The organism is Lentzea guizhouensis (assembly GCF_001701025.1).
Taxonomy (GTDB): Bacteria; Actinomycetota; Actinomycetes; order Mycobacteriales; family Pseudonocardiaceae; genus Lentzea; species Lentzea guizhouensis.
On record NZ_CP016793.1, the window covers coordinates 2,447,530 to 2,460,570 of the forward strand.

The 13,041-nt window shown below is 69.5% G+C and carries 14 protein-coding genes; 12 read left to right on the plus strand and 2 right to left on the minus strand.

Annotation, left to right across the window (positions count from 1 at the left end):
- Positions 1-83: 83 nt before the first annotated feature.
- A complete protein-coding gene (locus BBK82_RS12255) occupies positions 84-512 on the plus strand; it encodes a hypothetical protein (protein WP_065915125.1) in 429 nt (142 codons plus the stop codon).
- A 68-nt stretch (positions 513-580) separates the two neighbouring features.
- On the opposite strand, the gene BBK82_RS12260 is transcribed toward BBK82_RS12255, so the two are convergent.
- Complete coding sequence (locus BBK82_RS12260) at positions 581-1,345, minus strand: copper chaperone PCu(A)C (RefSeq protein WP_065915126.1); 765 nt, start codon at positions 1,343-1,345, stop codon at positions 581-583.
- A 254-nt stretch (positions 1,346-1,599) separates the two neighbouring features.
- On the opposite strand from BBK82_RS12260, the gene BBK82_RS12265 reads away from it, so the two are divergent.
- Genes BBK82_RS12265 through BBK82_RS12280 form a run of 4 tightly spaced genes read left to right on the plus strand, consistent with a single transcriptional unit; the run spans position 1,600 to position 3,682 of the window.
- Positions 1,600-2,088 (plus strand): CarD family transcriptional regulator, encoded by a 489-nt coding sequence (locus tag BBK82_RS12265; RefSeq protein WP_065915127.1) that lies wholly within the window; start codon positions 1,600-1,602, stop codon positions 2,086-2,088.
- A gap of 39 nt (positions 2,089-2,127) precedes the next feature.
- The gene (gene ispD / locus BBK82_RS12270) at positions 2,128-2,820 is read left to right on the plus strand and encodes a 2-C-methyl-D-erythritol 4-phosphate cytidylyltransferase (RefSeq protein ID WP_065915128.1); all 693 of its coding nucleotides are present in this window, start codon (positions 2,128-2,130) and stop codon (positions 2,818-2,820) included.
- Positions 2,817-3,284, plus strand: coding sequence for a 2-C-methyl-D-erythritol 2,4-cyclodiphosphate synthase (gene ispF / locus BBK82_RS12275; RefSeq protein WP_065915129.1), 468 nt, complete (start codon positions 2,817-2,819; stop codon positions 3,282-3,284). The genes ispD and ispF overlap by 4 nt, the downstream gene beginning before the upstream one ends.
- Positions 3,285-3,289: 5 nt before the next feature.
- Positions 3,290-3,682 carry a PPOX class F420-dependent oxidoreductase gene (locus tag BBK82_RS12280; protein ID WP_065915130.1) on the plus strand — a complete coding sequence of 131 codons (393 nt, stop codon included), beginning with the start codon at positions 3,290-3,292 and terminating at the stop codon, positions 3,680-3,682.
- Between the two features lie 24 nt (positions 3,683-3,706).
- On the opposite strand, the gene BBK82_RS12285 is transcribed toward BBK82_RS12280, so the two are convergent.
- Positions 3,707-3,985, minus strand: coding sequence for a DUF6191 domain-containing protein (locus BBK82_RS12285; RefSeq protein ID WP_065915131.1), 279 nt, complete (start codon positions 3,983-3,985; stop codon positions 3,707-3,709).
- Between the two features lie 53 nt (positions 3,986-4,038).
- Here BBK82_RS12285 and BBK82_RS12290 point away from each other — a divergent pair, with 53 nt between their 5' ends.
- From BBK82_RS12290 to BBK82_RS12320, 7 genes are all read left to right on the plus strand, one after another.
- Positions 4,039-4,980 carry a toll/interleukin-1 receptor domain-containing protein gene (locus tag BBK82_RS12290; RefSeq protein WP_065915132.1) on the plus strand — a complete coding sequence of 314 codons (942 nt, stop codon included), beginning with the start codon at positions 4,039-4,041 and terminating at the stop codon, positions 4,978-4,980.
- Positions 4,981-5,005: 25 nt separating this feature from the next.
- Positions 5,006-5,629: an HAD family hydrolase gene (locus tag BBK82_RS12295; protein ID WP_065915133.1), complete on the plus strand. Its 624-nt coding sequence runs from the start codon at positions 5,006-5,008 to the stop codon at positions 5,627-5,629.
- Complete coding sequence (gene cysS, locus BBK82_RS12300; RefSeq protein ID WP_065915134.1) at positions 5,626-7,020, plus strand: cysteine--tRNA ligase; 1,395 nt, start codon at positions 5,626-5,628, stop codon at positions 7,018-7,020. The genes BBK82_RS12295 and cysS overlap by 4 nt, the downstream gene beginning before the upstream one ends.
- A gap of 5 nt (positions 7,021-7,025) precedes the next feature.
- Positions 7,026-7,997 carry a 23S rRNA (guanosine(2251)-2'-O)-methyltransferase RlmB gene (gene rlmB, locus BBK82_RS12305; RefSeq protein ID WP_065915135.1) on the plus strand — a complete coding sequence of 324 codons (972 nt, stop codon included), beginning with the start codon at positions 7,026-7,028 and terminating at the stop codon, positions 7,995-7,997.
- Between the two features lie 560 nt (positions 7,998-8,557).
- Positions 8,558-9,781, plus strand: coding sequence for an MFS transporter (locus BBK82_RS12310; RefSeq protein WP_065915136.1), 1,224 nt, complete (start codon positions 8,558-8,560; stop codon positions 9,779-9,781).
- A 251-nt stretch (positions 9,782-10,032) separates the two neighbouring features.
- Positions 10,033-11,454, plus strand: a complete 1,422-nt coding sequence (locus tag BBK82_RS12315) for a GGDEF domain-containing protein (protein ID WP_237048149.1) — start codon at positions 10,033-10,035, stop codon at positions 11,452-11,454.
- A gap of 119 nt (positions 11,455-11,573) precedes the next feature.
- Positions 11,574-13,037: a hypothetical protein gene (locus BBK82_RS12320; protein WP_083267926.1), complete on the plus strand. Its 1,464-nt coding sequence runs from the start codon at positions 11,574-11,576 to the stop codon at positions 13,035-13,037.
- The last annotated feature ends 4 nt before the right edge of the window (positions 13,038-13,041 follow it).

Genomic DNA, 13,041 nt, shown 5'->3' on the forward strand with positions numbered 1-13,041 from the left:
GAAGATTTTTGAGGCGAGGTGTCGATCCGGCACCCAGGCCGTTCGACGCATCAGTGGAAAGACACCACAGCCTGGAGGACACCGTGACCACCGCTACCGCGACCCAGACCCGCAAGTTCGCCGTCGGCCGCTACGCCACCGTCGTCACCCGCGTGCTGACCGGCCTGCTGTTCGCCACGACCGGGCTGAACGGCTTCCTGATGTTCATGCCAGCGCCCGACCCCAGCACGATGGCGGCCGAGGGCGTGGCGTTCAACACCGCGCTCTACGCGACCGGGTACATGGTGCAGCTCATGTCGGGCGTCCAGGTGCTTGCCGGCGTGCTGCTGGTGGCCGGGCGGTTCGTGCCGCTGGCGCTCGCGCTGCTGGCGCCGGTGGTCGTGAACATCTTCCTGTTCCACGTGTTCCTGGAGCCGAGCGGCATGGTCGTGGCGGTGCTCGTGGTGGCCGCGGAGATCGGGCTGGCGTGGGCCTACCGCGACAAGTTCCGCCCGATGTTGCAGGCCCGCTGAGCGGTGCTCGAAACGAAAACGCCGCTCCTGGCAGGACCAGGAGCGGCGTTTCGGCGTTCGGGGAGCGGTCAGTGACCGCCGTCGTGGCCCTCGCTGACGCGCTCGTGGCCGGAAGGAGCGACCGGCACCTCCAGGGTGAGCGAGCCCGCCTTCTCGAAGAGGAACGTGACCTTGACCGTCTGCGCGGCGGTGACGTCCTTCGACAGCTTCTTCAGGGTGCAGCGGATCTGCAGCACCTCGAGCGACTGGTCGTGCGCGGCCGACGACGAGGTCGGCGACACCGAGGACGAACCCGACGGGCGGCCGGAGGACGAGGCGGCCGAGGAACCCGAGGTCGGCGAGACCGAGGACGGCGTGCCGGTGCTCGACGGGGCGCCCGAGGACGACACACCCGACGACGGAGCGCCCGAGGACGGCGTCAGCGACACCGAGGCCGAGCCCGACGTGGAGGGCTTCGACGACGACGGCGAGGAGGTCTTGGACGGCGCGTGGGAGGCGTCGTACTCGGCGCGCAGGGCGTACTGAGCCGGGATGTCCTTGCTGCCGACGATCTCGGCCTCACCGGAGGCGGCCTCGGACTTGATCGAGAGCAGCTTGTCCGGGGTCGAGCCGGTGTTCGCGATGACGAACGTCATCGGCACGTCTTCGCCCTCGTGGTAGCGGTTGCCGTCCGGCGGGAAGGCCAGCATCGCGTTGCGGACCGCCATCGGGCCCGCGTTTCCGCTCGCACCGTCCACGGCGGCGACCTGGGTGTCGGTCTGGGTGATCTGACCGGCGCTGCAGCCGACCGCCACCAGGCCGAGGCCCGCGGCCAGCGCTGCCGTCACGATCATCCGGCGAGACACTCCTGAGTTCACGGCTCCAGCGTCCTTCCTAGGGAACAACCACCAGGCAAAGAGCCTAACCGGGACCCGGAAAGCCGACGCGACGTGGTGCCAATCGATCTTGGCCACCCCGTACGTTGCACGCGAACAGGTGGTTTGTCAACCCCCCGCATGGCCCTGACCAGCGCTAACGGATCATCGCGCGGCGTGGGAAGGGTTGCTGGACGTGTTAGGATGGAGGAAGCGAAAGGGGCAGAGGACACATGGTTTTCAAGGTCGGAGAGACCGTCGTCTACCCGCACCACGGTGCCGCTCTCATCGAAGCAATCGAGACCCGCGTGATCAAGGGCGAGGAGAAGAAGTACCTCGTTCTCAAGGTGGCGCAGGGCGACCTCACCGTTCGGGTTCCCGCTGACAACGCCGAGATCGTCGGCGTGCGCGATGTTGTCGGCCAGGAGGGACTCGACCGGGTCTTCGAGGTCTTGCGTGCTCCCCACACCGAGGAGCCGACCAACTGGTCTCGGCGGTACAAGGCCAACCTTGAGAAGCTCGCCTCCGGCGATGTGAACAAGGTTGCGGAAGTGGTGCGCGACCTCTGGCGGCGCGAGAAGGATCGCGGGTTGTCCGCCGGCGAGAAGCGGATGCTGGCGAAGGCGCGGCAGATACTGGTCAGCGAGCTGGCGCTGGCCGAGGGCACCGACGAGGACAAGGCCGAGGTCCTCCTCGACGAAGTTCTCGCCACCGCGTCGTAGTCACGAACAAACACACAGAGCATCGGATACCGCCGCAACATGAGTGTTGTCGCGCTCGTGCCCGCGGCCGGTCGGGGTGAGCGTCTGGGCTACGGCATGCCCAAGGCGCTCGTGCCGGTCAACGGGGTACCGCTGTTGACCCGTGCCGTGCAAGGTCTGTTCGCGTCAGGCCAGGTTCAGCACGTCGTCATCGCGGCTCCGCCGTCCGATGTGGATCAAGTGCACACCGTTACCGCCTCGCTGGCCCCGGCCGGCGGGGCGGTGCACGTGCTTTCCGGGGGCGCGCAACGCACCGACTCGGTGCGCCTCGCCCTCGACCACGCGCTCCGGGTGATCCCGGACACCTCCATCGTGCTCGTCCACGACGCCGCTCGTGCGTTCACCCCTCCCGAGGTCATCGCCGGGGTCGTGGCCGCGGTGCGCGACGGTCACGACGCCGTCATCCCGGTGCTGCCGGTCGCCGACACGATCAAGCAGGTGGACGAGGTCGGAGTAGTCGTCTCCACACCTGACCGGGCCGGCCTGCGAGTCGTCCAGACCCCGCAGGGTTTCCGCGTCGACGTTCTCAGAGCGGCCTATTGCTCCGGTATTGCCGCGACTGACGACGCTGGTCTTGTCGAGAAGAACGGTGGCGCGGTCCACACAGTTCCCGGGCACGCGCACGCCATGAAGATCACCACCCCGTTCGACCTCGCGGTCGCGGCGGCGCTGTTCACAGGAGAACGAGCGTGAGAATCGGCCAGGGCGTCGACGTCCACCCGATCGAGGCAGGTCGTGAGTGCTGGGTCGCCGGCCTGCTCTGGGAGGGCGTGGACGGGTGCGCCGGTCACTCGGACGGTGACGTCGCCTCCCACGCGCTGTGCGACGCACTGCTGTCCGCCGCGGGCCTGGGCGACCTGGGCGCGGTGTTCGGCACGTCGGATCCTCGCTGGTCAGGCGCACACGGCGTGGTGCTGCTCGAAGAGGTCCGGCGCCTCGTCGAGGAAGCCGGTTACCGTGTGGGAAACGCCACAGTCCAGGTGATCGGCAACGCACCGCGCATCGGCAAGCGCCGCGAAGAGGCGCAGAAAACGCTCTCCGAGGCCGTCGGCGGCCCCGTCTCCGTGGCGGGCACGACGACCGACGGACTCGGTCTCACCGGGCGGAACGAGGGCCTCGCCGCCATCGCGACGGCCCTGCTCGTCCCCGTAGCCTGAGCCGCATGGCCACGCTTTCAGACGCACAGCGCGCACTGCTGGACAGCCCCAACTACGCCACCGTCGCGACGCTGTCCAAGGACGGCAGCCCGCAGACGTCGGTCGTGTGGATCAAGCGCGACGGCGATGACGTGCTGTTCTCCACCGTCGTCGGCCGCGCGAAGGAGAAGCACCTCGCGCGTGACCCGCGGGTGAGCATCACGGTGATCAACGGCGAGAACCCGTACCAGTACACCGAGTTCCGCGGCGAGGCGTCGCTGACGACCGAGGGTGGAGCCGAGCTCATCAACGAGCTGTCGCACAAGTACGGCGGCCGCGACTACACCGGCGACGCCGGCACCGACAACGTGCGCGTCATCGTCCGCGTGAAGGTCTCGAAGACCACCGGCAACGTCTAGCCGGGTCGTTCCAGCCGGGTCGTTCTAGTCAGGCAGCTTCAGCACGGCCGTGCCGCCGTCGAGGTCGATCCGGCTCCTCGGCGGCGCCCCGTCGCCCTCCTCGTCGCGCAGCTGCCGTTCCTCCTTGCGGTACTCCAGCTCGTCGCGCTTGCCCGGCTCGAACGTCGCCCCCAGCTCACCGATGCCCGCGGTGGCCATCGGCGTGCCCTTCTTGCGCCGCACCGCCCGTTCGACCACCGCCAGCACGAACAGGGCCGCGACCAACGCCGGTAAGGACATCGCGAACAGGAAGCCTGGGCTCATGAATGGAGAACTTCCGTCAGGACGTGATGGTTCCCACTACTAGAGTCGGCGCGGTGACCAAGTACGACGTCTGCCTGTCGTTCGCCGGCGAGGACCGCACCTACGTGGACGAGGTGGCCCAGCACCTCAAGTCGCTCGGCGTCCGGATCTTCTACGACAACGACGCGCAGGTGGACCTCTGGGGCAAGAACCTCACCGAGTACCTCGACGAGATCTACCGCAACCAGTCGCGGTACTGCCTGATGTTCGTCTCCCGGCACTACGCCGAGAAGATGTGGACCAAGCACGAGCGCCAGAGCGCGTTCGACCGGGCCATGACCCAGGACCAGGAGTACGTGCTGCCGGTGCGGTTCGACGACACCGTGCTGCCCGGCCTGCGCACCGGCGTCGGCTACCTCGACGGCACCAGGTTCACGCCGGTGCGGCTCGCCGAGATGGTCGCGCAGAAGCTCGGCGCGGGCACGCCCGCGCAGCCGGCGGCCGGCTGGGAGTACGCCCTGTTCGCGGACACCGTGCGCGCGGGGCTGCGCGGTCTGAAGAGCAAGCGCGTCGACCACGACATGGCGTTCGCGAAGAACGTCCGCACGTTCACCACCGACACCGAGGCCCTCGACTACTTCACCGCCCGCACGCGCGCGTTCGACAACATCATCAACTCCATCGAGGAGGTCCTCTCCCCGCAACGGCAGCTGCTGGCGTTCGGCGCGAACGGCCAGCGGGGCGACGAGGAGAAGATCACCCGGCTGGCCACCATGTTCGTCGAGGTCTACGACAACCTGCTGGTGTGGGCCGCCGAGCTGCGCGGCACCGCCACCACGGAGAAGTTCCGCGCGCTCTACTCCGCCACCGCGCGGCTCGCGGACCAGCCGTTGCGGCAGATCGACGAGTTCGTGGAGCGGTTCGGCGCGGCGCGCGGGTCGGGTGAGCTGCGGCTGACCATCGACTACGACGCGGCGGAGGTCGAGGCAGAGCTCACAAAGGTCCAGACCAACTAGCCCGGTGGCACGTAGAGTCGGCGGCGTGACGATCCGCGCCGCTCTCTTCGACTTCTCCGGCACGCTCTTCCGGCTCGAGCACCCCGACCTCGAGTCCAACGGCGACCTGATGCGGGCGCTCACCGCACCGGTCGGCATCGCCGACGGCATCGACCCCGAGCTGGCCGACGCGTGGAACCGCCGCGACCTCGACCCCGAGGTCCACCGCTGGGTCCACGTGAAGGTGCTCCGCGACGCGCTGGTCCCCGACGCCGAGGCGCTCTACGACCAGCTGCTGAGCCCCGAGTCGTGGCGGCCCTACCCGGACACCAAGGCGACGCTGGAGCACCTGGCCGACGTGCCGGTCGCGGTCGTCAGCAACATCGGGTGGGACATCCGCGCGGTGTTCGAGCTGTACGGCATGACGCACCTGGTGGACGAGTTCGTGCTCTCCTACGAGGAGGGCGTGATCAAGCCCGACCCGAAGATCTTCACCACCGCCTGCGAACGGCTCGGGATCGCACCTCAGGACGCGGTCATGGTCGGCGACAGCCAGGAGGCGGACGGCGGAGCGGAGGCCATCGGTTGCGCCTTCCGGCTCGTCAATCCGGTTCCGACGAGTGACCGGCCCACTGCTCTTCTGGATGTGGCCCGTACCATTCCCGTGTGAGCCTCCACATCTACGACAGCGCGAGCCGGAGCATGCGGGAGTTCCACCCGCAGGTCAACGGAGCGGCGTCGATCTACGTGTGTGGGGCGACGGTGCAGGGCGTCCCGCACATCGGGCACGTGCGCAGCGGTCTGAACTTCGACGTGCTGCGCCGCTGGCTCAAGCGCGACGGTGCCGACGTCACGCTGGTCCGCAACGTCACCGACATCGACGACAAGATCCTCACCAAGGCCGCGGCGCACGACCGCCCCTGGTGGGAGTGGGCGTACACGCACGAGCTCGCGTTCGAGAGCGCCTACGACGCGCTGGGCTGCCTGCCGCCGTCGTACGCGCCGCGCGCGACCGGGCACGTCACGCAGATGGTCGAGCTGATGCAGCGGCTGGTCGACAAGGGCCACGCCTACGACGTGGACGGCGACGTCTACTTCGACGTGCGCTCGTTCCCCGGGTACGGGGCGCTGTCCGGGCGCAAGATCGACGACCAGCAGCAGGGCGAGACCGAGGTCCGCGGCAAGCGCGACCCCCGCGACTTCACGCTGTGGAAGGCCGCGAAGCCCGGTGAGCCGTCCTGGCCGACGCCGTGGGGCAACGGCAGGCCCGGCTGGCACCTCGAGTGCTCCGCGATGGCCACCACCTACCTGGGCAGCACCTTCGACATCCACGGCGGCGGGCTCGACCTGATCTTCCCGCACCACGAGAACGAGCAGGCGCAGTCGCGCGCGGCCGGCGACGGTTTCGCGAACTACTGGATGCACAACGCCTGGGTGACGATGTCGGGCGAGAAGATGTCGAAGTCGCTCGGCAACGTGGTGTCGATCCCGGAGATGCTGAAGGTCGTCAGCGCGGCCGAGCTGCGCTACTACCTCGTCGGCCCGCACTACCGGTCGAACATCGAGTACTCCGAGGACGCGCTGCAGGACGCGGTGACCGGGTACCGGCGCATCGAGTCGTTCCTGCGCCGCGCCGTGGAGAGACTCGGCCCGATCGACGCCGTGGGCCCCATGTGCCCGGACTTCGTGACGGCCATGGACAACGACCTGGGCACCCCGCAGGCGCTCGCCGCGCTGCACAACAAGGTGCGCCAGGGGAACACCGCGCTCGCCGACGGCGACGACACCACGGCCCGCGAGGCCGCTGAGTGCGTCCGCCGCATGGCCGACATCCTCGGCGTCGACCCGTTGTCGCCGAAGTGGAACAACGCGTCGACCGCCGACACCGGCATGCGGCAGGCGTTGACCACGCTGGTGGATCGGCTGCTCGTCGAGCGGCAGGAAGCTCGCAAGACCAGGGACTTCGCGCGCGCTGACGCGTTGCGGAACCAGCTGGACGAGGCGGGCATCGCCGTCGAGGACACCCCCGACGGTCCGCAGTGGACTTTGAAGGACGACTGACTTCCGTGGCTGGCAACTCCAAGCGCAAGGGCGCGATGCGCAATCCGGGCTCGAAGAAGGGCGCGGTCGTCGGTTCCGGCGGGCAGAAGTCCAAGGGCCTGCAGGGCAAGGGTCCGACCCCGAAGGCGTCGGAACGCCCGAACCACCCCGCCTACAAGCGGGCCAAGGCCGTCGCGAAGACCGAGGCCGTGAAGACGCAGCGCCGCCAGAAGACCGAGAAGGCCCAGGCGGAGACCGTGGCGGGCCGCAACCCCGTCGTGGAGTGCCTGCGGGCGGGCACGCCGGCGACGGCGCTGTACGTGGCGCTGGGCATCGACGCGGACGACCGCGTGGCCGAGGCCGTGCGCCTGGCCGCCGACCGGGGCATCTCCGTGCTGGAGGTGGCCCGCGGTGAGCTCGACCGGATCACCGGCGGCGCGATGCACCAGGGCCTCGGCCTGCAGGTGCCGCCGTTCGACTACGCCACGCCGGACGAGGTCCTGGAGCTGGCCCAGCGGGCGCACGAGCCCGCGTTGCTGGTGGCGCTGGACGGCGTGACGGACCCGCGCAACCTGGGTGCCGTCGTGCGCTCGGCGGCGGCGTTCGGGGCGCACGGCGTGGTGCTGCCGCAGCGGCGCAGCGCGTCGATGACGGCGGTTGCCTGGCGGACCAGCGCGGGCACGGCGGCCAAGCTGCCGATCGCGATGGCCACGAACCTGACGCGCACGCTGCGTGACTGGGCGGAGGCCGGCCTGATGATCGTCGGGCTCGACGCGGACGGCGACGTGGACGTCGACGGCCTCGAGCTCGCGACCGGCCCGCTGGTGGTCGTCGTGGGCTCGGAAGGCCGCGGGCTGGGCCGGCTCGTGAAGGAGACCTGCGACCAGACGGTGTCCATTCCGATGGCCACCGGGGTCGAGTCGCTGAACGCGTCCGTCGCCGCCGGTGTGGTGCTCGCCGAAGTCGCGCGCCGCCGCCGGGTCGCGGCCAAGGGCTGACGCAAGTCGCTGCCGGGCCACGAAAAAGGCGGTCCGGCAGCTGACGTTGGTGATCGTTTTCCCGCCTGCGGATCCGACTTCGGGCCGCAAGCGGGAAACCATCCGTTCGACTGTTGCCAAACCCTTGCGGGTGACCGCGATGACAATCGGCGTGGCCTATTCCGCGCCACTCCCGGACGCGGGGTACGTTCTTTTCTTGCAGGGCCCGCCGGGTGGCGCCGGACGAGAGTTGGAGCGGATTGCACCGGTCAGCCCAGCTGGTGACACCCGATTGGCACCTCGTGGCACGTTGCGTGACCATTTGGGGTCCAACCAGGCGAAGCCGAGGTCAACTGTGAAGAAGATCAGCCCTGCGTTTCGCTATTGTAACTACTTTAGGTAACTGGCCTGCTCCGTTTAGGTACACACTGTGGTAGGACAGACGTTGAACGGTCAGGCAGCTTCTACCGTGATTGTCGATAGGAATTGATTACCACCGGCGGGGGCGACGTGACTCGGCGTAGAACGAATCAGGACGAGCTGATTCGCCACGCCTGGGCCGCGGCGCGCCGAGGACGCTCATGACGGCGCGCGGCACCCTCCGCGAGCTCGTGGGTTTGCGTGAGTTCCGCGCCATGTGGATCGGTTCGACCGCCTCGACCGCCGGTGACCAACTCGCGGCGGTCGCATTGTCGCTGCTCGTGTTCGAACGAACACAATCCGCAGCGTGGACCGCGCTCACGTGGTCGCTGACGCTCTTCCCGCCGCTGATTTCCGGCCCCTTGCTGGGGTGGGTGGCCGACCGGTTCCCGCGACGCACGGTAATGGTGACGACGGCCTGGTTGCAGGCCGTGCTGATGGCTGTGATGGCCATTCCGGGCATGCCCCTGTGGGCGATGATCGTGCTGCTGGTCGTGGTGCTGGCGATCTCCTCGCCGTACCTCGCGGCCCAGGAGGCGAGCCTCCCGCACGTGCTGCCGCCCAAGCGCTACGACGACGGTGTGGCGCTCTTCGGCACGTCCGTCGACATCGCCCAGATGGCGGGTCTGGCCGCCGCCGGCTTCCTCGTCGCCCACACGAACCCCGGCGTCGCGCTCGCGATCAACGCCGTGACGTTCGCGCTGACCGCGATCCTGGTCCAGGTGTCGGTCAAGCACCGCCCTGCCGCAGATCCACTGGGCCGCAAGAAGAAGGACGACGAACCGCGCGGCGCGCTGACGTTGATGATCTCGGAGCCGCGGCTGCGCACCCTGCTGGGCGTCCGGCTGCTCGCGGGCCTCGCGATGGTCCCGGAAGGCCTCGCGGTACCGCTCGCGGCGAGCCTCGACGCGGTGTGGGCGGTGGGCCTGATCCTCGCGATCGAACCGGCCGCGAACGTGCTCGGCGTGGCGTTGCTGTTCCGCATCGTGCGGGACCCGGCGAAGCGGGAACGCCTGATCGGTCCGCTCGCGATCCTGTCGCTGGCGCCGCTGGTCATGTTCGCGTTCCACCCGAACCTGACGTGGACGATCGTTTTGTTGGTCATCGCCGGTATAGGCGGTGCTTATCACACGCCCGCTCGTTCGGCGTGGATGCGACTACTTCCTGACCAGTACCGCGGAAGGGCCTATGGCATTGGGCGTGCGGCACTGCGCTCGAGCCAGGGCGGAGGAATGGCGCTGGCCGGTGTCGTCGCCCATTCGATCGGCTCGATCACAGCCACGATCGCGGGCGCGGGGGGCATCGGGTTGCTGTTGGCGACGCACGCCACCTTCGCCTGGCGACGGGCGCGGGGTCGCAACGACAGCAAGGCAGTGGCAATCTGAAACAGAACGGTCACCAATAGCGATATCCCGATCGAGGAGGCACCTCAAACGCGGAGGTTCCGGAAGAGCATTGGAGGGTGGTGTCAGAAGTCACGGTTGCTCATGGCAGGACACCTCCTCGTTGCGACGAGCAGCAGCGCGGTGGTCTACGACCGGGTCAGCGGCGGCTTTGCTCATGATGGGTGTCATGAGCGTAGGGGGTCGTGGTGAAGAACAGTTTGACTGATCGCGGGCGATCGCGGGCACTCGGATTGACTCCGATTCGCAACTGGGACCTTTGGACCGTTGCGCCCAGTGCGATCGCGTACTTCTTCGTGCTCGAAGCGGCCGTGGCCGGTGCGGCCATCTGGCTGCTCGCGAACCTCGCCCCGGTTTCCACCTCCGACTGGCTCCGCTTCGGCGCGCTCATCGCCGCGATCACCATCCACCTGACGATCGTCCGCCGCGCGGAAGAGGCCCGCCGCAACGAGGCCTCCGGCCCCCACATCGACCTGACCTCGGTCTGGACCTTCGCCGCCGCGGTCGCACTTCCCGGCGGCCTGGCCGTGGTCGCCACTATCTGGATGCGCATCCTGATCCAGCCGATCGCCCGCCGTCAGCCGTACCGCTTCGTCTTCGGCACCGCCTCCATGCTCGCCTCCACCCTGCTCTCGTGGGCGCTCGTCCACCTCTCGGGCGTCTCCCTGGCGGCCACCGGGAACGTGCCGACGGACCTCGGCCTGGTCCTGGTCCTGTCGCTCGCCGCGGTCCTCTACTGGTTCGTCCAGGTGATGACCGTCGCGGTCGCCTTCAAGATCGTGACCCCGAACTCGAAGGTCTTCGACTTCCTCGGCTCCCGCGTCGACAACATGCTGGAGATGAGCACCCTCGGCGCCGGCGCGATGCTCGGCATGCTCATGACCTCCCACTGGGTCGGCCCACTCCTGCTGGTCGTCCCGGTCATCCTGGTCAACGCCCTGCTGTCCCGCGCCGCCGAACGCCGCACCCACCTCGAACGCCTGCTGCGCGAACAGGAACAACTCCACCAGCGCCTGGCCGCCGACGCCCACACCGACTACCGCACGGGCCTGCTCAACACCAACGGCCTGACCGAGTACGCGGGCCGCCTCGCCGAACGCTGCCGCCTCGACGGCGTCCCGATGACCGTCCTGGTCATCGACCTGGACCACTTCAAGCGCATCAACGACACCTGGGGCCACCCGGCGGGCAACGCGGTCCTGGCCGAGGTGGGCCGCATCCTGCGCGAGAAGCTGCGCCCCGGCGACGTGGCCGGCCGCGACGGCGGCGAGGAGTTCGTGGTGGCCCTGAAGGACACCCCGGTCGCCCAGGGCGTCACGATCGCCGAACGCATCCGCGAGGCCATCGGCCTGCTCGCCGTGCCCACCACCGACAAACACCGCAACGTCGTCACCCTGTACGGCCGCGAAACCCAGCCCACCGAACCGGACGGCGACTCGCTGCGCGCCATCTCGGCCTCGATCGGCGTGGCGGTCATCCCGGACAACGGCCCGGACATGGCCACCGCCCAGCACTCCGCGGACGCCGCGCTGTACAAGGCGAAGGAGAACGGCCGCAACCAGGTGCGGGTGGCGGGCCTGGACATCCCGCCGCGGCTGATGCCGGCGCCGCGCCAGGACGACGTCACGAAGCCGATCACGTCACGCTCGGCCTGAGCCGGGGCCGCGGCTTCACGCCCGGCCCGCGCGCGTGCTCGGTGGCAACAACAGGTCATGGCGGGTCAACGAGCCTGCGGCAGCGAAACCATGGTCCCGTCCGCGAGGGAGGGACCACCATGGGTCAGCCGACGCCATCCGAGAACCAGACCAACCGGGTCGACGATCCCCAGGTCGCCGTCCTGCCAGGAGCGACCACGTGGCTCCCGCACCCGACGGTGCCCGCGCCGGAGCCGGAGCCGCGGCCCCGCGACGCGGTGGCCGCCGCGATCGGCAACGCCTCCCTGCTCAGCATCGGGTACCTCCTGCTGGGACGGCGCCTGCTGGCCCTCCTGACCCTGCTGGGGACCGCCGTGCTGGTGAGCGTCGTCGTCGCCGTGCCGTCGGTGTGGCTCGAGGTGGCGGTGCTGGTGTGGTGGGCGGCCATGACCTGGCACGGCTGGCACCTCGGGAGCGGGCGAGCCGGTTCGGTGGTGCGCCGGCACCGGCGGGTCGCGCTCGCCGTCGCGGTTCCGGTGCTGCTGGTCTTCGGCCTGGTGCGGTTCGACGCCGCACGACTCGAGGGGAACGTCACCGAGGCGCGGCAGCAGGGTGACTGCGCGCGAGCCGAGACCGAGCTGGCGAAGGTCTGGTTCGGTCACCGCGTGGCCGACGCACCGATGACCCTGCGCACCGACCGGACCGTCGACGCGTGCCGGCGGCTCCGGGAGGCGTCGGGCAGGCTCGACGCCGCGCTGGCCGAGGGCGACACGGACGCGCTGGGTGAGGGCTTCCGCGGCCTCGGCGTGGTGCTGGCGGCGCTGCCCGGCCACGACCGGATGGCCGACGTCGCGCTGGACCGGTTCCTCGACGGCCTGCCCACGGAGGACGCCTGCCGCACCAGCTCGCTCACCGACTGGCTGAAGGCCAGGAAACCCACCGGCGACGGGCGGGACCGGGCGGCGACCGCGGTGCCGCGCGTCGCACCCGCCGCACTGCTCGGGTGCGGTGACGTGCGGATGGCGGCCAGGGACTTCCGCGTGGCCCAGCAGCGGTACCAGCAGTTGCTCGACGACCACCCGGGACACGAGCTGACCGGCAAGGCGCAGGAGGGGGTCACGAAGGCGAGGCTCGCGGCCGAGCTGGCGCACGTCCGGAACCTGCACGGCGGCTACTGCTCCCGGCCCGCCGCCTACAGCGGCGCGCCCGAGTTCCGCAGGGGCGCCGTCAACCGGGCGGTGGTCTGGGGCAACCGCCAGCACGTGGACAAGCTGCCCGGTGACTGGCTCACGCACGACGTCGGCGAGGCCGTGCTGGTGGTGTGCACCGGCCAGACCGAGTTCGGTGCCCCGACGCAGACCTGTCCGTACCGGTCCACCCGCAGCGGCCAGGTCGGCAGCGTGACCTTCCGCAAGATCGCGATCCCGGTCAAGGCCTACGAGCTGCGGACCGGGAAGGTCGTGGTGGAGACCAGGGTGGAGATCGGTGGCACGAGCTGCCCCGGCACGTTCTTCGCCTCGGGTGACGGCCCGCCGCCGAACAGGTACGTGAGCCCGTCCGACGGCGACGTCCGAGCGGGTTATGCCGCGGTGATCGCCCCCTGACGAG